Origin of the sequence: Gilvibacter sp. (genome assembly GCF_013214815.1) — a bacterium.
GTDB lineage: Bacteria > Bacteroidota > Bacteroidia > Flavobacteriales > Flavobacteriaceae > Gilvibacter.
The window spans coordinates 23,404-42,157 of the sequence record NZ_JABSPU010000009.1 but is presented as its reverse complement, the minus strand read 5'-3'; the positions used below and the strand labels follow the sequence as shown (position 1 = coordinate 42,157).

General features: G+C 44.3%; 20 protein-coding genes. 13 read left to right on the top strand and 7 right to left on the bottom strand.

The genetic code is table 11. From position 1 onward, the window contains the following. Position 1: 1 nt before the first annotated feature. On the top strand, positions 2 to 442 hold the full coding sequence (locus HRT75_RS03490) for a DUF1569 domain-containing protein (protein ID WP_291182735.1): 441 nt from the start codon (positions 2 to 4) through the stop codon (positions 440 to 442). A 15-nt stretch (positions 443 to 457) separates the two neighbouring features. Here HRT75_RS03490 and HRT75_RS03485 read toward each other — a convergent pair whose 3' ends face one another. The 5 genes from HRT75_RS03485 to HRT75_RS03465 all read right to left on the bottom strand — a co-directional run bounded on the left by HRT75_RS03485 (position 458) and on the right by HRT75_RS03465 (position 5,524). Further along, entirely contained in the window at positions 458 to 1,810 is a 1,353-nt protein-coding gene (locus HRT75_RS03485; RefSeq protein WP_291182733.1) for a Mur ligase family protein, read from the bottom strand. Between the two features lie 28 nt (positions 1,811 to 1,838). Further along, complete coding sequence (locus tag HRT75_RS03480; protein WP_291182731.1) at positions 1,839 to 2,810, bottom strand: hypothetical protein; 972 nt, start codon at positions 2,808 to 2,810, stop codon at positions 1,839 to 1,841. A 65-nt stretch (positions 2,811 to 2,875) separates the two neighbouring features. Next, positions 2,876 to 3,415: a DUF4136 domain-containing protein gene (locus HRT75_RS03475; RefSeq protein ID WP_291182729.1), complete on the bottom strand. Its 540-nt coding sequence runs from the start codon at positions 3,413 to 3,415 to the stop codon at positions 2,876 to 2,878. Then, entirely contained in the window at positions 3,382 to 4,395 is a 1,014-nt protein-coding gene (obgE, locus tag HRT75_RS03470; RefSeq protein ID WP_291182727.1) for a GTPase ObgE, read from the bottom strand. Before obgE ends, HRT75_RS03475 begins: the two co-directional genes overlap by 34 nt. A gap of 22 nt (positions 4,396 to 4,417) precedes the next feature. Continuing rightward, the gene (locus HRT75_RS03465; RefSeq protein WP_291182725.1) at positions 4,418 to 5,524 is read right to left on the bottom strand and encodes an adenylate kinase; all 1,107 of its coding nucleotides are present in this window, start codon (positions 5,522 to 5,524) and stop codon (positions 4,418 to 4,420) included. A gap of 112 nt (positions 5,525 to 5,636) precedes the next feature. Between HRT75_RS03465 and purK the strand changes: the two genes are divergently transcribed. The 9 genes from purK (at position 5,637) to HRT75_RS03420 (ending at position 12,499) form a co-directional block, all read left to right on the top strand. After that, entirely contained in the window at positions 5,637 to 6,800 is a 1,164-nt protein-coding gene (gene purK / locus HRT75_RS03460) for a 5-(carboxyamino)imidazole ribonucleotide synthase (protein WP_291182723.1), read from the top strand. Further along, a complete protein-coding gene (gene purE / locus HRT75_RS03455) occupies positions 6,793 to 7,281 on the top strand; it encodes a 5-(carboxyamino)imidazole ribonucleotide mutase (protein WP_291182721.1) in 489 nt (162 codons plus the stop codon). The genes purK and purE overlap by 8 nt, the downstream gene beginning before the upstream one ends. Before the next feature lie 3 nt (positions 7,282 to 7,284). Next, complete coding sequence (locus HRT75_RS03450) at positions 7,285 to 9,309, top strand: M3 family metallopeptidase (RefSeq protein WP_291182719.1); 2,025 nt, start codon at positions 7,285 to 7,287, stop codon at positions 9,307 to 9,309. A 91-nt stretch (positions 9,310 to 9,400) separates the two neighbouring features. Next, positions 9,401 to 9,904, top strand: a complete 504-nt coding sequence (locus HRT75_RS03445) for a MarR family transcriptional regulator (protein ID WP_272831747.1) — start codon at positions 9,401 to 9,403, stop codon at positions 9,902 to 9,904. Between the two features lie 51 nt (positions 9,905 to 9,955). Next, the gene (locus HRT75_RS03440; protein ID WP_291182716.1) at positions 9,956 to 10,387 is read left to right on the top strand and encodes a hypothetical protein; all 432 of its coding nucleotides are present in this window, start codon (positions 9,956 to 9,958) and stop codon (positions 10,385 to 10,387) included. Then, on the top strand, positions 10,384 to 10,725 hold the full coding sequence (locus HRT75_RS03435; RefSeq protein ID WP_291182714.1) for a hypothetical protein: 342 nt from the start codon (positions 10,384 to 10,386) through the stop codon (positions 10,723 to 10,725). Before HRT75_RS03440 ends, HRT75_RS03435 begins: the two co-directional genes overlap by 4 nt. A gap of 5 nt (positions 10,726 to 10,730) precedes the next feature. Further along, on the top strand, positions 10,731 to 11,051 hold the full coding sequence (locus HRT75_RS03430; RefSeq protein ID WP_291182712.1) for a hypothetical protein: 321 nt from the start codon (positions 10,731 to 10,733) through the stop codon (positions 11,049 to 11,051). A 21-nt stretch (positions 11,052 to 11,072) separates the two neighbouring features. Beyond that, the gene (locus HRT75_RS03425; protein ID WP_291182710.1) at positions 11,073 to 11,996 is read left to right on the top strand and encodes a TIGR01777 family oxidoreductase; all 924 of its coding nucleotides are present in this window, start codon (positions 11,073 to 11,075) and stop codon (positions 11,994 to 11,996) included. Beyond that, positions 11,993 to 12,499 carry an SRPBCC family protein gene (locus HRT75_RS03420; protein ID WP_291182708.1) on the top strand — a complete coding sequence of 169 codons (507 nt, stop codon included), beginning with the start codon at positions 11,993 to 11,995 and terminating at the stop codon, positions 12,497 to 12,499. Before HRT75_RS03425 ends, HRT75_RS03420 begins: the two co-directional genes overlap by 4 nt. Here HRT75_RS03420 and HRT75_RS03415 read toward each other — a convergent pair. Further along, positions 12,455 to 13,903: a M20/M25/M40 family metallo-hydrolase gene (locus tag HRT75_RS03415; protein WP_291182706.1), complete on the bottom strand. Its 1,449-nt coding sequence runs from the start codon at positions 13,901 to 13,903 to the stop codon at positions 12,455 to 12,457. The genes HRT75_RS03420 and HRT75_RS03415 overlap by 45 nt on opposite strands. A 152-nt stretch (positions 13,904 to 14,055) precedes the next feature. Between HRT75_RS03415 and HRT75_RS03410 the strand changes: the two genes are divergently transcribed. Both HRT75_RS03410 and HRT75_RS03405 read left to right on the top strand, forming a co-directional pair. Further along, positions 14,056 to 14,607 carry a sigma-70 family RNA polymerase sigma factor gene (locus tag HRT75_RS03410; protein ID WP_291182704.1) on the top strand — a complete coding sequence of 184 codons (552 nt, stop codon included), beginning with the start codon at positions 14,056 to 14,058 and terminating at the stop codon, positions 14,605 to 14,607. Positions 14,608 to 14,610: 3 nt separating this feature from the next. Beyond that, on the top strand, positions 14,611 to 14,859 hold the full coding sequence (locus HRT75_RS03405) for a hypothetical protein (RefSeq protein ID WP_291182702.1): 249 nt from the start codon (positions 14,611 to 14,613) through the stop codon (positions 14,857 to 14,859). Between the two features lies 1 nt (position 14,860). Here HRT75_RS03405 and HRT75_RS03400 read toward each other — a convergent pair whose 3' ends face one another. Beyond that, a complete protein-coding gene (locus HRT75_RS03400) occupies positions 14,861 to 15,679 on the bottom strand; it encodes a hypothetical protein (protein WP_291182700.1) in 819 nt (272 codons plus the stop codon). Positions 15,680 to 15,804: 125 nt separating this feature from the next. Between HRT75_RS03400 and gcvP the strand changes: the two genes are divergently transcribed. Further along, a complete protein-coding gene (gene gcvP, locus HRT75_RS03395) occupies positions 15,805 to 18,654 on the top strand; it encodes an aminomethyl-transferring glycine dehydrogenase (RefSeq protein ID WP_291182698.1) in 2,850 nt (949 codons plus the stop codon). Positions 18,655 to 18,754: the final 100 nt, after the last annotated feature.

Here is an 18,754-nt window from a genome sequence, read left to right as displayed (position 1 = left end):
AATGAATTCTTTGTTTGAGGCAGAAGCCTATCAGGAAATAAAGGCACGAATTGATAAATTAACACCAGAAGCTGCCAATCAATGGGGCAAGATGAACTCAGCTCAAATGATGCATCATTGCCAGTTTCCCTTAAAGACCGCTTTAAAATCAGAATACCAAAAACCCAAGGTTTCCTTGATGGCGAGATTCTTTAAAAAATCACTCTACAGTGACAAGGCCTGGCGCAAGAATTTACCAACGCCCAAACGTTTTAAAGTCTTGGAGGAGAAAGATTTCAATGCAGAAAAGCAAACGCTCAACGAGCTTATTGACGCCTTTTACAACCGCAGAGACAATCAAGAGTGGAATCCACACCCGATGTTTGGCCACTTTACCCATGAACAGTGGGGAAAGATGCAATACAAGCATCTAGACCACCATTTGAAGTCTTTTGGAGTGTAGTACCTGAGAAGGCTGTTAGTATTGCGACTTTAATCTTTCAAAATCCAAGCCTCCGTAGTTACCGGAACTCATCAGCAATAAATTCTTGGCGCTGAGATCTTGACCAAATAGAAACTCTTGAAAAGCCTCAGGGTCTGTAAATATCTTGAGGTCACTACGCTGGAAGGCTTCTTCTATCTGAGCAGCCGATACTGGAGCCAGTTTCTTGATCACCACCGCGTGCGGACTGTAAAAGACCGCTGCCTCATCTGCGGCGTCCAACGCCCCTTTGTATTGGGCTAAAAATTCCGGAGTCAAACTGCTGTAGGTGTGCAATTCCACGCAGGCCAATAAGGTTCTGTCTGGATACTGTCCTTTTAAGGCTTTGGTGGTAGCCTCTACTTTAGAAGGCGAATGGGCAAAGTCTTTATAAGCGACTGCGGATTTGGATTTTGCAACCAACTCCAGGCGTTTACTCGCTCCTTTAAAAGTGGAAATGGCTTCGTAAAAATCTTCTGCATCCACACCCATCAATTGACAGATCCAACGGGCTCCTTCTAAATTGCTTAAGTTATGCTTTCCAAAGATCTGCAAAGGCATAGGCCCGTCTGGAGTATGCAACAGCGTTTCTCCGTCCTCAACCTCATAATTAGGAGTGCGGTATGGATACTTTTTAATGGGCTGACTGCAGGCTTCAACAACAGCTTTGACCTGCTCGTCTTCTTCATTATACACAATAGCACCACCAGGGGTGATCTGCTCTAAAAAGATGGCAAACTGCTCCACGTAATTCTCAAAGGTTGGAAATACGTTGATGTGATCCCAAGCAATACCGCTTAGCAAAGCGATATTGGGTTTATACAAGTGAAATTTGGGTCTCAAATCTAAAGCAGATGAAAGATACTCATCGCCTTCTAAGACCATAAAATCATTGTCAGGGTTGAGCGACACCATTCGGTCAAAGCCTTCCAGTTGCGCGCCTACCATAAAATCAACCTCTTTGTCCACATAGTCCAAAACATGCAAGATCATAGAAGTAATGGAGGTCTTTCCGTGAGATCCACCAATGACCACACGGGTCTTAAGTTTGGACTGCTCGTAGAGAAATTCGGGATAGGAATAGATCGAAAGGCCGAGTTCTTTGGCTCTTAAGAGCTCCGGATTGTCTCCTTTAGCATGCATCCCCAAAATAACCGCTTCAATATCGGCAGTAATTCGATCGGAATTCCAACCAAAAGAGTCTGGTAAGAGACCAGCGGCTTTCAATCGTGAATAAGAAGGTTCAAAGATCTCGTCGTCACTTCCGGTCACCTGATCACCTTGATGGTGTAGGGCTAGTGCGAGGTTGTGCATGGCGCTTCCGCCAATTGCTATAAAATGTACGCGCATCGGTTAAAATAAAAAGTAAAGATAAGAATCAGCAGCAACTCATTTGCCCTATGGCAACAGCTTCTTTTTTGGCCTCTTTGAAGTCGGGTCTGGAAGCTAGTGCCTTGTCGATCCACGTTTGTGCTTGCCCTTTGTCTCCCAAGTTTCTGTAGATCTGTGCCAACCGATAATAGGCCCAGTCTTTAGGTACGCCATCTTTGACAGTATAGTTCTCAATATACTTGACCAAACAGTTGATCCCCAGTTCTGGGTTGATATTATAAGTAGCCGCTATTTTCCCGATCTGATAGTGCAAACGGTTGTTGTCGTGAGCTGCCAAACAAGCCTGAGTGGTTTCTATGGCCTTCTCCCCTTCTCCGTGAGCCTCATAAAGATCAATAAGCTTGTTGTATGTCAATTCTGAACCACCAACCTCTATGGCCTTTTTATAGGCCGATTCGGCGTCTTTGAAATCTTCATTATACTCAGCGATATATCCCTTGGCCAACCAGCCATCTACGGGAGACAGTGCCAATAATTCATTGGCGTACTTCTGAGCTTTACGTTCGCTACCCCCAACTATTCCGGGCAATTGCATAAAGAATTCCACCAAGGCCCAACGCACCTCAATGTGTTTAGGGTCTAATTCCGCAGCGGTTAAAAAAGCAGATTTTATATCGCCCAACATGCCCAAAGCCTTGAACTTACTCACCGATAAGGCTTTCATCCCCATAGCTCCACCGTATTTATAATGATATTCTGCGTGTTTTGGTTTTGCAAGGGCTAGCTTTTCATAAACCACAATACTCTCATCCCATTTTTCTTGATATCCTAAAGCATCCCCGTAGAGTTCTTGGGCTTCCAGATTGTTAGGGTCTGATTGAAGGTAATTGTATAGGATTCTTTCTGATTGGGCGTAGTTCTTTTGTTCTATGAGCTTTTTAGCCTCTGTTAAAGAAGCCTGAGCATAAGTCAGGGTCGCACTAAAAATGAACAAAAGGAAAAGGGCGGTCTTTCGCATAGCAAAACAAATCTATTATAAGTTTTTAAAACCTCAGCTGTTTTTTACGTCACTTTAACGCCAGATCATTGTGGCGGAAACGATCTCAAGAGTTTTGCTGCTACTTTCAAATAGTGTTCCGCTTTTTGTTCAGGAGTGGATGTAGTAAAGTATTTCCGAACCGAAACCCCTTGCCAGATCAACTCGTCTTTAACAGGATCTACAAAGTCTAAAGTGAGTGTTTGAAGGATCTTATTTCCTCCTACGGGGATACTTCCACTGCCGCCAACGGCGATACCTTCGCCTCCGCTGCCAATACCAATTCCTATGGAATTTGCAGGAACGATCTCTTCTACCGCATAGAAATTGATCATAAAATCAGCAGCTTCACTTTCAATAAAACCTTGACTTTGCAACAAACTATCCACGCTGCGTTTTACACGACGGTTGTCTAATTCACTGAGTCCAGAATCTAGACTGGTAAACCATTTATAGGTCTTGTAGTTGGTAAAATTCGTAGCGGGATCAAAGTCAACCCGAGCCGTAGGGCCGCAACCCACAAGGAGTAAAAAAACCAATACAAAGCAGGGAACTACTCGACGGTTGAAGTATTTAACATTTTCCATAGCGCATCTTTTAAAGGCATCAAGCCCGTTTGCGCTACTGAAGATATGAAAAGATAAGGTACATCTGTAAATTGCTGATCCAATTCCTCTTGCATCTCTGCCTTGAGTTCATCGTCCAGCATATCGGATTTAGAAATGGCAATAAGGCGCTCTTTGTCTAACAGCTCCGGATTGTATCTGCGGAGCTCATCCAACAAGATCTCGTATTGCTTGTAGATATCGTCTGCATCCGCAGGAACTAAAAACAGCAAAACGGAATTGCGCTCAATATGACGTAAAAAACGGTGTCCGATCCCCTTGCCCTCTGCAGCTCCCTCAATGATTCCAGGGATATCTGCCATGACAAAGGTTTGGTAATCGCGGTATTCCACAATTCCCAAATTCGGCTTTAGGGTGGTGAATTCGTAGGCTGCAATCTTAGGCTTAGCAGCGGTAATTACAGAGAGCAAAGTAGATTTACCAGCGTTGGGGAAGCCGACCAAACCAACATCGGCTAAAACTTTAAGCTCAAGAGTAATATTCTTCTCCTCGCCTTCTAAACCGGGTTGAGCATAACGCGGGGTTTGGCGTGTAGCACTCTTAAAATGCCAGTTTCCAAGACCGCCTTTACCGCCTTCTGCAATGACCAATTCTTCATTGGCTTCTGTAAGCTCATGCAGGATCTCTTGATCTTCGGTCCTGCGAATCACCGTACCGCGCGGCACCTCAATGATCACATCTTTACCATTAGCTCCAGTGGAACGTTGTTTTCCGCCATTCTCACCGTGATCTGCTTTAAAATGCCTTTTGAATTTGAGGTGATAGAGCGTCCAAAAGTTCGGGTTTGCTCTAATGATCACGTGTCCGCCACGTCCGCCGTCACCGCCATCAGGACCTCCTTTGGCAATGTACTTTTCGCGGTGTAAATGCGCGCTTCCCTTACCACCTTTACCAGAAGTAACGTGTATCTTCACATAGTCTACAAAGTTGCCTTCTGTCATGGCTCTTGTTTTTTACTGCGGATTATAACTGATCGATCACAGACGTCAAGCGCCCAGTGATCTCGTCAATAGAACCAACACCGTCAATGGCGTGGAATTTATCTTGATTTTGATAGTACCCCTTTAAAACAGCAGTTTTTTCATTGTACTCTTCAAATCGGTTACGGATCTTAGACTCGTCCTGATCATCAGCACGGCCGCTGGTTTTTCCGCGTTCTAACAAACGCTCCACCAAGATCTCCGTATCTACCTCAAGAGCAACACATCCACTCACTGCAGAATTCATGCTTTCCAATAATTCATCTAAAGCAGCCGCTTGCGCTTCTGTTCTAGGGAATCCATCAAAAATAAAGCCTTTGGCCTGCGGGTTCTTCTCTACCTCTGCACGGAGCATATCAATGGTCAAAGAATCAGGCACTAAATCTCCACGATCCATATAGGCCTGTGCAGCTTGTCCGAGCTCTGTGTTATTCTTCATATTGTAACGGAATACATCTCCAGTAGAGATGTGTACCAGCTCGTAACGATCTTTGATCAATGCGGCTTGTGTTCCTTTTCCGGCTCCTGGAGGGCCAAACAATACGAGATTTGTCATTTGTTCTGCTTTTAAAATGTAAATGTCTTTTAAGTTTCTGCCCAAGCCGTTGTAGTCCAAACCGTATCCAACTATGAAACGGTCTTCAATCTCCATCCCCACATAGTCTAAGTGAAAGGATTTGAGATAAGCATCGGGTTTATAGAAAAGCGAGGCGATCGAATAACTGGCCACCTGCTCCTGGTTTAGTATTTGAACAATGGCCTCGATGGTGTTGCCGGAATCCACTATGTCTTCCACCACAATAACGTGACGGTCTTTCAATGAAGGTTCCGCGCCCATTACCGTAGAGATGTCTCCAGAACTGCTGAGTCCATCATAGCTCGCCACTTTAATAAAGCTGAGCTCACAAGGATAACTGAAGCGTTTGATCAAATCCGCAGCAAAGAAAAAGGCACCGTTAAGTACCACCAAAAAAACAGGATTCTTGGTTTTGTAATCATCCGCAACGCGCACAGCCACACCATTTACAGCATGCTGCACATCGGTTGCCGTTAAGTACTTTTCAAATTGCTTGTCTCCTAGAGTGATCAAAACGCTTGAGGCCTTTTAAATTCGGGGCAAAGATACGCTTTTAAGCTTTATTAGCAGTGAGTATTATGGTTCAATTCAAAAGCCTTATTTTTGTCTCTTATTTGGTATAATAATGACCGATTATTTCTCTACAAACTTCACTTTAGGTATTCTAGGCGGAGGACAACTGGGCAAAATGCTCCTGTACGACACCCGCAAATTCGACATCAAAACAAAAGTATTGGACCCCAGCGCTGAGGCGCCTTGCCGCATTTCTTGCGACACTTTTGTTCAAGGCGATCTGATGGATTTTGACACAGTTTACAACTTCGGAAAAGATGTGGACGTGCTTACCATTGAGATTGAAGGTGTGAATTTGGACGCTCTGGAAAAGCTAGAATCAGAAGGCGTTAAAACCTATCCGCAAGCAGCGACTCTGAGAAATATTCAGAACAAAGGCGTGCAAAAGGATTTTTATGCTAAGCATGAAATTCCAACAGCACCCTACCAGCGTTTTGAATCTACTGGGGAAGCAAAAGCATGGGTAGCAGCCAACAATTGGGAGCTGCCTTTTGTGTGGAAAAGCTGCGTAGGTGGTTATGACGGTATGGGAGTAAAGATTGTTCGTGAACTCAGCGATTTGGACGGCTTGGCCGATGTGCCTTGCATAGCTGAAAAGATGATCCCTTTCAAAAATGAACTCGCTGTGATCGTTGCGCGTTCTGCTAACGGAGAAGCTGTGAGCTATCCGGTAGTGGAGATGGAATTTCATCCGGAGGCCAACCAAGTAGAGTATGTGATTTGCCCTGCTCGTATTGACGATGCCGTTGCACAGAAGGCGCGTGAAGTTGCCCTAAAAGCATCCGCAGCCTTTAGTCATGTTGGGCTATTAGCTGTAGAACTCTTCCAAACAGAAGACGATCAGATCTTGGTTAATGAAGTGGCACCGCGTCCGCACAACAGCGGTCATTACAGCATTGAAGCCAGCTTTACCAATCAGTTTGAACAACACCTGCGTGCCGTGCTCGGTTTGCCTTTAGGGAATACAGACAGCAAGGTTGGTGGGATAATGGTTAACTTGGTAGGAGCCGAAGGGCATACCGGCCAGGTTCGCTATGAAAATATTGCAGAGATCATGAGTTTGCCAGGGGTAACGCCTCACATTTATGGCAAAAAGATGACCCGCCCTTTTAGAAAGATGGGCCATGTGACCATCACCAACGAGAATCTGGCAGAGGCCAGACGCATCGCTCAAGAAGTAAAAGAAAAAATACGCGTAATTAGTAGTCATGAGTAAAGTAGGAATCATAATGGGCAGCACCAGTGACCTGCCAGTAATGCAAGAAGCCATTGATATCTTGGCTGGATTTGATATTCAAACTGAGGTGGATATTGTATCGGCACACAGAACACCAGACAAACTTTTTGACTATGGAAAACACGCCCACGAGCGTGGCTTTTCAGTGATCATTGCCGGAGCTGGAGGTGCAGCGCACTTACCCGGGATGATCGCTTCTTTATCACCATTGCCTGTAATTGGCGTTCCTGTGAAATCAAGAAACTCCATTGACGGTTGGGATTCTGTGCTTTCCATCTTGCAAATGCCTGGCGGAGTGCCTGTTGCAACTGTAGCTCTAGACGGAGCCAAGAATGCAGGTATCCTTGCCGCACAGATCATTGGAGCTCACGACAAATGTGTGTTGGATAAGATCATCGCTTACAAAGAAGGCTTGAAGATAAAAGTAGAAGAAGGCGCCAAATCCTTGAAGGAAAAATAATCCATGAGTACAGTAAATCCATTGTTGCAGCCTTTTGACGCTGCTCCTTTTGATCAAATAAAACCCGAACATTTTAGCCCAGCCATTAAAACCTTGATCGCAGAAACGCATCAGGAGGTTAAGGCCATTACCGACCAAACGGAAGCTCCCACCTTTTTAAATACTGTGGTAGCTTTAGAACGTACCGGTCAGCAATTGGGTAAGGTGAGTTCTATTTTCTTCAACCTGAACAGCGCAGAGACCAATGAGCAGATTCAAGCAATAGCCCAAGAGATCTCTCCGCTTCTATCGGCTTTTAAAAACGATTTACTGCTTAACGAAGCTTTATTTAAAAGAGTAAAAGCGGTTTACGACAATAAAGCACAATTGGAATTGACTGCGGAGGACGCCATGCTTTTGGAGCGCCAATATCAAGGTTTTGCTCGTAATGGGGCAAACCTGAATGAAGCCGATCAGCAGGAACTCAGAAAAATTGACGCAGAACTCGCTCAAAAGACCTTGAAGTTTGGCGAGCATGTTTTAGCAGAGACCAACACATATGAGTTACACCTCACTGAAGAATCAGACCTGAACGGTTTACCAGAAACAGCCAAGGCCATGGCTGCCGCAGAGGCTAAAAACCGCGATAAAGACGGCTGGGTGATTACCCTGCAGTACCCGAGCTATATTCCGTTTATGACCTATGCGGACAACAGAGAGTTGCGTAAAGAATTATCCTTGGCCTTTGGTGCTAAGGCTTTCAAAGGCAATGAAAACGACAACCAACAATTGGTGTTGGATATTGCCAATTTGCGCCACAAACGCGCTCAATTGTTGGGCTATGACACCCACGCTCACTTTGTATTGGAAGACCGTATGGCCAAAACGCCAGCCGCGGTGACTAGTTTTTTAGAGGACCTAAAAGACAAGGCCAAACCAGCGGCGCAAGGGGAATACGATCGTTTGGAGCAATTTGCGAAAGAGCTGGACGGCATTGACCAATTGCAAAAATGGGACGGTGCCTATTACGGAGAAAAACTCAAGAAAAAACTCTTTGACTTTGATGAGGAAGAACTCAAGCCTTATTTTGAATTAGACAAGGTTATAGCCGGTTCTTTTGAAGTAGCTTCTCGTTTGTTCGATCTGAATTTTGAACCGATTGATGACGTCCCGGTTTATCATAAAGACGTAAAAACCTACAAGGTCACAGACAGCAAAGGGAATTATATTTCTTTGTTCTACGCGGATTTCCACCCGAGACCTGGAAAGCGCGGCGGAGCTTGGATGACCAGTTACCGTCCGCAGCAAACGGTAAATGGCAATAATGAAAGACCGCACGTATCCATAGTGTGTAATTTCACACCCTCAACAGCAGATAAGCCATCGCTTTTGACCTTTAACGAGGTGACTACCCTATTCCATGAATTTGGACATGCCTTGCACGGAATGCTTGCCAATACCACCTACAGCAGCTTGTCTGGAACCAGCGTGCTTTGGGACTTTGTAGAACTGCCCAGTCAGCTCATGGAGAACTGGTGTTACGAGCAAGAGGCCTTATCGCTTTTTGCAAAGCATTACGAGACCGGTGAAGACATTCCGATGGAACTTATTAAAAAGATCAAGGCCAGCGCTACCTTCAATGAAGGGATGCAGACCTTACGTCAATTGAGCTTTGGAATGCTAGACATGGCTTGGCACAGTGCAGATCCATCTGCTATTGAAGATGTAAAAGCTTTTGAAGAGGCTGCATTTGCTTCCACTAAACTTTATCCTGCTACTACGCAGACCTGCATGAGTACTTCTTTCAGTCATATTTTTCAAGGCGGATACTCTGCAGGCTATTACAGTTATAAGTGGGCAGAGGTTTTGGATGCTGATGCGTTCAGTTACTTTAAGGCTGAAGGAATCTTTGATCGAACCGTGGCAGATAAGTTCAAAGACTTTGTACTTTCCCAAGGAGGCACCCAAGATCCGATGGAGCTTTATGTAAAGTTCCGCGGTCAAAAACCAGACCCTAAGGCGCTTTTGGAGCGCGCCGGTTTACTTTAAATCAACAAAAAAAGGAATACACGTTTATTCCTTGGTTTTATTAATTTTCAATAATTATTGAAAGTTTAAAATATTTTTATATCTTTACACCGTGGAATTCAAAGAAGCAAAACAGAAATTTATCAGTACCTGGGGATCCTTAGGAACCCTTTGGGGAATCAATAAGGCCATGGCACAGATCCATGCCCTGCTGTTTATTGCTCCGGAGCCACTTTCTATGGAAGAGATCATGGAAGAACTGGAAATCTCCCGTGGAAACGCCAGCATGAATTTACGCGGACTCATTGATTGGGGTATTGTTTACAAGGTCACCAAACCTGGAGAACGTAAAGAGTTCTTTGCTAGTGAGAAAGACGTAAACGAGCTGGCGCGACAAATTGCCAAGGAGCGCAGTCGCCGAGAAATTGAGCCTACTATTAAGGTCTTGAAAGAGATCTCAAGCATTGAGTCTAATGGTAGCGCAGCTAATGAGGAGTTCATTAAGCAAACCAAAGCCATGCATGAATTGACCGAGAATGCCAATGCCCTTTTGGGACGCATAGTAAGCACAGAACAAAACTGGGTAACCAAAACGATCATCAAACTATTCAAATAAATTTTTTTCAATATATGTTTCAATATTTATTGAAAGTTTAAAATAAACAAAATGAAAACCACCTTATACTACGTTTTAATTGCTGCTGGAATTGGACAAATTTTTACTGCTTTGATCTACCCGTACATCAGACATAAAGTATTTGACTGGTACAACGATATCAAACAGCTCAAACCCTTGAACCAAGAAATAGCAAAGACTTATGGACACTATATTCAAGGACTTAATTTCTCTTTTGGATTATTGACAATACTGTTAATCGACCCTCTGCTTACGCCGTCTTTATTGAGTTTGGGTATTTCATTGATCATTGGGTCTTATTGGATTGGTAAAATCATCACTCAAATTGCTTACTATCCGATGTACAATATTCCACAAACCAAATTGTTCAAAATAGGAAGCTATGGCATGAACGGACTGTTCATCTTATTCGCTTTGGGTTATATCGCTTTAATTATCCACCATCTAATGCAACTATTATGAGAAACTTAATATTTCCGATAAACATCACGCTCATAATTTTCACTGTTGCAGGCTACCTGATCTTTTTGTGGCCAGGAATTATCTGTCACCTGCTTTTAGGGGGTTTTCAATTGAGTTGTATGCTGGGCTATTTAATCACACGTAAGGACAATACACAATTAGAAAATTTGCAGGTGTATATCTATGCAGGGATCACGCTTCCGCTCGTTTTAGCAGCAGTGATTTCATGGAATGAAGACCTCTTAACTATGATGGTAGTAGGTTCTGTTCCTTTGGCGATCTACTTCTCTGCTATCATTTATCAGATCGAAAAAAAATACAATCAAGCTGAAAACTGAACGTCATGGAACGATACTATCATTGGATATTCAAATACGCTTTTGGCCTTAATGTGCTTATGTTCGCGCTTGGGGCAGCGGGATACCTTTTACTTTTTCCAGGAGTTATAATTCACGTCCTTTTAGGAGGGGTTCAGGTGCTTTTGTTTCTGCATGCCATCTTAAAATTCAAGGATTATTCAAGAAGCTTACAAAGACAATTGGTTTTTTACTCCATACCCTGCGCAGCCGTACTGATAAACTCCTTTCTTATCCCGGGTCATCAAACGGTGGTATTCACGGTTTTGGCTTCAATACCCTTAGCGATCTTTTTTATCATCATTTAAAACAACTTCAAACACACTATCATGGAATTGAAGAATCTTAATATTACCATAGCTGGCGGCACCGGCTTTTTAGGTCAAGTGCTCATTGAATATTTCAAGACTCGCGTAAAGCATATTTACGTGCTAAGTAGAAAATTTAGACCCAACAACAAACAGGTTACCTATTTGATCTGGGACGGCGAGAATCAAGGTGATTGGACTCAAGCGTTGGCCTCAAGCGATGTATTGATCAATCTTGCGGGCAAGTCCGTGGACTGCCGTTATACAGCCGCTAACAAAAAAGCCATCATTGATTCCCGTGTGGACAGCACTAAGGCATTGGGTATAGCTATGCACAATTGCGAAACACCTCCAACGATATGGATCAATGCTTCAACTGGAACCATTTATGAGCACTCTGAATCTACTCCTATGGATGAAGAGCACGGACGATTGGGCAATACCTTCTCAGAAGAGGTAGCCAAGAAGTGGGAACGCGCTTTCTTTGACTTTTATCGCCGAGAAGTGCGTCAGGTCGCCGTGCGCATCGCAATAGTTTTAGGTAAGAAAGGAGGGGCTTTACAACCTATAAAAGCGATTAGCAAGTTGGGTTTTGGCGGCCAACAAGGCAATGGCAATCAACAGATCAGTTGGATGCATGAGGAGGATTTTGCCCGTGCTATCGCCTTTATAATAACTCATCCGGAGCAAGAAGGCATTTTCAATTTGGCTGCTCCCCTGCCCATACGCAATAGACACTTTATGCAGAACCTGAGAGCTGTACTCAAAGTGCCCTTGGGAATCAACTTGCCCAAACCGCTTTTAGAACTTGGCGCGCTACTGATCAAAACCGAGACGGAACTGATCTTAAAGAGCCGTTATGTACAACCAAAGCGCTTGTTAAATGCTGGTTTTAAACACAAATACACCAGCCCAGAACTCGCTTTAAAAGACCTATTATCATGACCAAAATAGAACTCACCACAGAAATTAAAGGAAGTATTGACACGGTCTTTGACCTATCGAGAGATATCAGTTTTCACATGGAATCGGCAAGTCATACGGGAGAAAAGGCCATTGAAGGCGTTACCTCTGGGCTCATCAACCTCAACGAGACTGTTCGTTGGAGGGGCAAGCATTTTGGCCTTTGGCTGCCCCATACCTCCAAGATCGTTATAATGGAGAAACCCCACTGTTTTGTGGATCTGATGATCCGCGGGCATTTCACTTACTTTGTGCACAAACACGAGTTTCAGCAGCGCGGAGATTGCGTTATCATGAAAGATGAACTCCTCTATAAAGTACCCTACGGTTGGTTTGGCAAGCTGTTCGACAAACTCCTGCTTAAGAATCATCTGAGACAATTTCTGAAACACAGAAACGCTCAGATCAAAAGTCGAATTGAAAACGAGGCCTTAAACTCTTTAGTTGATGACGAATTTCTTCGCCACGCTTCCGCCTCGGCTTGATTCAAAAACGGCAATATAAACTCCACTTTTAAGACTGCCTAAGGATAAGGTTCCCTGCGGATTGTCAATAGTAGCAGTAGTGATCTGCTGTCCGATCACATTAAAAACGCTCAATTTCTGAAACTCGCCTTGCGTACCGAGTTGGTAGCTCAATTGACTGTTACTTACGCCAATCTGAACCGCTTGTCTGCCAAAATCTCTCGTTGACAAAAGATCATTTTTGGCAGATTCTAAAATGTATTCCAACCCGAGCTTTGCAAATTTTAATGCGTGATTGGCCGTTCCAGAAACACTGTAAGTATCTCCTGAGGTGTGGATGTTTGGGTTTCTACCACTAAAGGAAGCCTCAAAAGGAAAGGCAACGTCAAAGCCGTTCTGCGCCCAACTAAAATGATCCGAACAGCCGTAGTTACAAATGGAAGTTCCATAGGAAATAGCGTGTTCTCCACTGGCGTTATAGGTATCCATAAGATCGAACATAAAATCGTTTAGTTCGCTACTTATGTAAGGATCGGTCATGAGATATATGTCATTGGCAGAACCGTTGTAATTGGTCATATCCATTTGCACATAGGCATAAACATCAGTCCCAGCATTGTTGTATTCTTGTGCGATCTCAAAGGAACCTACTAATCCTATTTCTTCTGCGGCAAAGGCCATGAATTCAACCGTACGCTTAGGACGGTAATCCATTTCTAGCAAGACACGGAAAACCTCCATGATTGTTGCAATACCTGAAGCATTATCATCGGCGCCGGGAGCATTGTCTCTATCTGGAGCAGTCGAATCGATATGCCCTCCGAGGATCACATACTCATCAGCCAGAGAAGCTCCAGGAATAGTAACCACTAAAGATGGCATGGGAGTTCCGGTATGATTAACAATACGCACGCTAATATCGTCACGTCCTGCCGCGGTAATCTCTGCTTCTAGTTCTGTCTTGAGGTCATAAACAGCATCTGTCGCGGCACCTCTATTGTGGTAGCGTGTACCGTAACTCTGCAAATTGAGGATACGGGCTTCAATATTCGCCGCAGAGGCCAAAGGCAAGGCTTGTTCAACTAAGCTAGATTCTGTCAGGGTGTAGGTGAAGCTACTTTTAGCTGCGGCTTGAAGCGGCTTGAGTTCTGACAAAGCTGCGGTGCGGCTTGGCATATAAACATAACCCGGACCGTGCGTTAAGATATTGTCGTGCAGCTTGTGCGCCGCAAAAGGACTCATATAAACAGCGGCTTGCCCAGAAACAGCACGTACTATAGTAATATCATCAGGAAATTCTTCGTAAAGTTCTTGGGCACTACCCAAATCCATGGTGGCGTAAAAAAAGTTGCTTTCTACTTGGCCAAACAGCGCAGACGCCGGTAGGGCCAGCAACAAAGCCAGCAGGGTAATTCTCTTAATCACAGCGTAGGTTTGCCTCAAAAGTACACAAATTGTACGATTTTACTTCCGACAAATTGCGCAAAACCAGCATAAAACCCTGTTAACGGGAAATGCTGCCCTGTTAAAGTTCTAGAACTTTTATATTTTTGGTAAAATCTACAAGGAGCCTTTTTATGGCGGACAATCAAATAGATGCAACCCAATGGGTCGCTCGATATTCAGACTACCTCTTTAATTACACCATTGCTCGGGTCAATGACCGCGACTTGGCTAAGGACCTCATCAGTGAGACCTTTTTAGCCGGCCTGAAGTCTATGGAGAATTTTAAAGGGGATGCCACGGAACGTACCTGGCTGGTCTCTATCCTCAAAAGAAAGATCATTGATCATTACCGCAAGATCAATTCAAACAAGGGAAAAGCAGAAGTTCGTATCAATTATGACGACAGCGAAACTGAAAGCGATTGGCTGGAAGAACGCATTGCAGACAAGTACGACCGAACCGCAGAAGATCAAATTGAAAATGAAGAATTGGGTACCGCCATTTATGATTGCATGGATGGATTGAATGATAAACAACGTACAATCTTCCGAATGAAAACGATGGAAAATTTTGATACCGAAGCAATTTGTAATGCTTTTGATATTACTCCGTCTAATCTATGGGTGATCATCCACAGAGCCAGAAAGGCTATGGCAGATTGCTTAGAAAATAATTGGTTATAGGAAATGGGAAAAATTAAACTTGAATGCCATGAAGCCAATCATATTTGTGACAAATCACAATATAAGGAAGCGACCTTTTGGGAAAAGGTCCGCTTGAACATTCACTTGATTTACTGCCGTGCTTGTCGCGAGTACACCAGACGCAACACCAAACTCACAAAGACGTATCAGGACCCACGGGTGAATACTGTGAGCAAGGAAGAAAAAGCGGATCTGCAAGAATTGCTCAACAAGCAATTGGCAGACAAATAGCTTAGAAAATTACCACATAAAGATATAGGAGACCTGCAACAGGGATCGCTTCTATCCAGAAAGCCGCCAAATAGGGCGGCTGTTCTGTTTTACTCCGCAGCAAACCGAGCACCGTCAATAGTGCTATCAGCAACCAATAGATATTGGAGTACCAAACAAAATCGTCTTTAAAACCTTCTAAGATCGCAGCTAAAAGAACTGCGGCAATGCCAAGATAACGGCTCTTTTGAACTCCAAACGCTTGCGGCAAAGTCTTTAGGTCGAGCCCATCCACCTGCAGATCTCGAATCTCAAAGGGAATGGTCAAGGCGAACACCGTTAAAAAGAGTTGCACAAACAACAGATAGCCGTCAGCAGTGGGTAACACGCCCGCATGCCACAATGGAATAACCACAGCAGTTGCCGCCCAAACCAGTGCAACTACAAAGATCTTTATCCCTGCCAAGGTTCTGAGTGTTTTAGCCTGAGGCAACATGGGCACCACATAAGCCATTGTAAGCAAGGACAATAATCCAAAGCCCGCCAAAGTGTTAAAGGGTAAAAAGAGTCCGCAGCCAATCAAAGCCAAAAAACAGACCAAGGAAAAGATCTGAATGGTTTTGAGTTCTGTTGGAAGACTTTTGTGATACCATCGTGCCCGCTCTGCATATTTGACAAAATTGTATCCGCTTACCGCTGCCAAAAAAGTAAAGAGCATCAAAACTGGGCTGAATTCCAAGCCCAGAAAAACCGTAGCAGCCCATTGCAACGCACAGACAGCTAGAGCAACGTGTACGCTACTTTTAAGGTAAAAATCAAACAGAGCTCTTAGAACGGCCATAGGGTAAGCTAAATTAATGAACAATTCGCTTTAAAACTGTCAATAAATAAATTTTCCACTACGGTCAAAACTGCTGTTTTTATAACCGATATGTCGTATTTTTGTGTACAAATTTTTACAACCCAATGAACACGGATTCTTTTGCGCTAAGACACATCGGTCCAAGACCATCGGACCTCCAAAGCATGCTAGCCACCATCGGTGCGGATAGCCTAGAACAATTGATCTCGGAAACCATTCCTGCAGAGATACGCCTGAATCAGAAATTACACCTGGACAAACCCATGAGCGAGGTGGAATTTGCCGATCATATCAACGCCCTTTCTGAGAACAATCAGGTTTATAAAAGTTTTATTGGATTGGGTTACCACCGATCCTCTACTCCAGCTCCTATCCAAAGGAACATTTTGGAAAATCCAGGTTGGTATACCGCTTACACTCCTTATCAAGCTGAGATTGCTCAAGGACGTTTGGAAGCGCTTTTGAACTACCAAACCATGGTCACTGACCTAACTGGGATGGAATTGGCTAATGCATCACTTTTGGATGAATCTACTGCGGCTGCAGAAGCCATGACCTTACTTTTTGCCGTTCGTGAACGCGCGCAGAAAAAAGCGAACGTGGTCAAGTTTTTTGTTTCTGAAGAAGTCCTACCGCAAACCAGAGCGCTTTTAGAAACCCGTGCGATTCCAATTGGGATTGAATTGGTTGTGGGAGATCATCGTGAGTTTGATTTCTCTACAGAATACTTTGGTGCCTTGTTGCAGTATCCTGGAACTAGCGGAATCACTTTTGACTTTAAGAGTTTTATCACCAGCGCTCACGCTATGGAGATCAAAGTAGCGGTAGCTGCTGATCCGTTGAGCTTAGTACTGCTAGAATCTCCTGGAGCTTTAGGAGCCGATGTGGTTGTGGGAACCACCCAGCGCTTTGGAATTCCTTTAGGATACGGAGGCCCGCACGCTGCGTACTTCGCTACTCGCGAGGCCTTTAAAAGACATATTCCTGGACGTATCATTGGGGTAACTCGTGACACCGACGGAAACCGCGCCCTACGCATGGCACTGCAAACCCGTGAGCAGCACATTAAGCGTGACAAAGCGACCTCTAACATTTGTACCGCTCAAGTACTCTTAGCAGTAATGGCAGGAATGTATGCTGTTTATCACGGACCAGAAGGCCTGAGAGATATCGCCACTAAAGTACACCGCGCTGCGGTAACTCTAGCGCATAATTTAGAAACCTTGGGTTACCAGCAGCTTAACGAAAGCTATTTTGATACCATCCGAATTAAAGCGGATGCCAATCACATCAAACTCATTGCGGAGGCCAAGAACCTGAACTTCTATTATCCAGATGCAGAAACTGTTTCTATCGCTTTGAATGAAACGGTGAATTTGGATGATCTGAATAACATCCTGTCGATCTTTGCTGAAGCAAACTTCAAGGAAGCGCCAACCGTAGAAAGACTCATTGAGAAATCGTCGCTGGCCACTTCACTGCAGCGCAATACGGAGTTTTTGACCCATGAGGTGTTTAACAGTTACCACAGTGAATCTGAGCTGATGCGTTACATCAAACGTTTGGAGCGCAAAGACCTTTCTTTGAATCACTCCATGATTCCTTTGGGAAGCTGCACAATGAAGCTCAACGCAGCTTCTGAGATGTTGCCTTTGAGTGACCCGAATTGGGTGAATATCCATCCGTTTGTTCCTGTTAAACAAGCCTTGGGGTACCAATTGGTATTGAAAAAATTAGAAGAACAGCTTACAGAGATCACTGGTTTTGCAGGGACTTCTTTGCAACCCAACTCTGGGGCCCAAGGAGAATTTGCAGGCCTGATGGTTATTAGAGCCTACCACCATTCTCGCGGCGATCACCACAGAGACATTTGTTTGATCCCATCTTCTGCACACGGAACCAATCCAGCATCTGCAGTAATGGCGGGAATGAAGGTTGTAGTGACCAAAGCTGATGAGCATGGAAACATTGATGTGGAAGATCTGCGTGAAAAGGCGATTGCTCACAAAGACAACTTAGCCGCACTCATGGTAACCTATCCGTCTACGCACGGTGTATACGAGTCTGCAATTCGCGAGATCACTGGTATCATTCACGAGTACGGCGGGCAAGTTTATATGGACGGAGCGAATATGAACGCTCAGGTAGCCTTGACCAATCCAGGTGCCATTGGCGCCGATGTTTGCCACTTGAACTTACACAAGACCTTTGCCATTCCTCACGGAGGTGGTGGACCGGGAGTTGGACCGATCTGCGTAGCAGAACAGTTGGTTCCTTTCTTACCGGGGAATCCATTAATTGAGACTGGCGGAACAGACGCGATCTCTCCAATCTCTGCAGCACCTTGGGGTTCTGCACTGGCGTGTTTGATCAGCTATGCGTATATCTCCATGCTTGGAGAAAGTGGTCTACGCAAATCTACGGAGTATGCCATCTTGAATGCGAACTACATTAAAGAGCGTTTGAGTGGGCACTACGAAACCCTTTACACAGGAGAGCAAGGACGCGCTGCACACGAAATGATCATTGACTGCCGCCCGTTTAAAGAGCACGGAATTGAGGTAACTGACATTGCTAAGCGTTTGATGGACTACGGATTCCATGCGCCAACGGTATCGTTCCCGGTAGCTGGTACGATTATGATTGAACCTACCGAGAGTGAGAGCAAAGCAGAGTTAGATCGTTTTTGTGATGCAATGATCTCGATTAGAAAGGAGATTGAAGCAGCAGCAAAAGACAATCCAAACAATCCGCTAAAGAACGCACCACACACCCTTCAAATGGTAACTGCAGATACTTGGGAATTCCCATACAGCAGACAAGTAGCAGCGTATCCATTGGACTACTTGAACGACAATAAATTTTGGCCAACCGTACGTCGTGTTGACGATGCCTACGGAGACCGAAATCTGATCTGTACTTGTGCTCCAATTGAAGAGTATATGGAAGCCTAAGGAATTTCAATAATTCCTTAAAAAAGTTTTATTTTTACAACACCAAGGCCGGTTTTTTGCAGATATGGCAAAAATTTCGGCCTTTTGCATAATTTTCAGG

Coding starts and splice junctions, on each gene's coding strand:
- purK (WP_291182723.1), top strand. CDS start 5,637: ATGACCGATTATTTCTCTACAAACTTCACTTTAGGTATTCTAGGCGGA.
- HRT75_RS03490 (WP_291182735.1), top strand. CDS start 2: ATGAATTCTTTGTTTGAGGCAGAAGCCTATCAGGAAATAAAGGCACGA.
- HRT75_RS03450 (WP_291182719.1), top strand. CDS start 7,285: ATGAGTACAGTAAATCCATTGTTGCAGCCTTTTGACGCTGCTCCTTTT.
- HRT75_RS03430 (WP_291182712.1), top strand. CDS start 10,731: ATGGAACGATACTATCATTGGATATTCAAATACGCTTTTGGCCTTAAT.
- obgE (WP_291182727.1), bottom strand. CDS start 4,395: ATGACAGAAGGCAACTTTGTAGACTATGTGAAGATACACGTTACTTCT.
- HRT75_RS03400 (WP_291182700.1), bottom strand. CDS start 15,679: ATGGCCGTTCTAAGAGCTCTGTTTGATTTTTACCTTAAAAGTAGCGTA.
- HRT75_RS03420 (WP_291182708.1), top strand. CDS start 11,993: ATGACCAAAATAGAACTCACCACAGAAATTAAAGGAAGTATTGACACG.
- HRT75_RS03405 (WP_291182702.1), top strand. CDS start 14,611: ATGGGAAAAATTAAACTTGAATGCCATGAAGCCAATCATATTTGTGAC.
- HRT75_RS03440 (WP_291182716.1), top strand. CDS start 9,956: ATGAAAACCACCTTATACTACGTTTTAATTGCTGCTGGAATTGGACAA.
- purE (WP_291182721.1), top strand. CDS start 6,793: ATGAGTAAAGTAGGAATCATAATGGGCAGCACCAGTGACCTGCCAGTA.
- gcvP (WP_291182698.1), top strand. CDS start 15,805: ATGAACACGGATTCTTTTGCGCTAAGACACATCGGTCCAAGACCATCG.
- HRT75_RS03425 (WP_291182710.1), top strand. CDS start 11,073: ATGGAATTGAAGAATCTTAATATTACCATAGCTGGCGGCACCGGCTTT.
- HRT75_RS03410 (WP_291182704.1), top strand. CDS start 14,056: ATGGCGGACAATCAAATAGATGCAACCCAATGGGTCGCTCGATATTCA.
- HRT75_RS03435 (WP_291182714.1), top strand. CDS start 10,384: ATGAGAAACTTAATATTTCCGATAAACATCACGCTCATAATTTTCACT.
- HRT75_RS03475 (WP_291182729.1), bottom strand. CDS start 3,415: ATGGAAAATGTTAAATACTTCAACCGTCGAGTAGTTCCCTGCTTTGTA.
- HRT75_RS03480 (WP_291182731.1), bottom strand. CDS start 2,810: ATGCGAAAGACCGCCCTTTTCCTTTTGTTCATTTTTAGTGCGACCCTG.
- HRT75_RS03485 (WP_291182733.1), bottom strand. CDS start 1,810: ATGCGCGTACATTTTATAGCAATTGGCGGAAGCGCCATGCACAACCTC.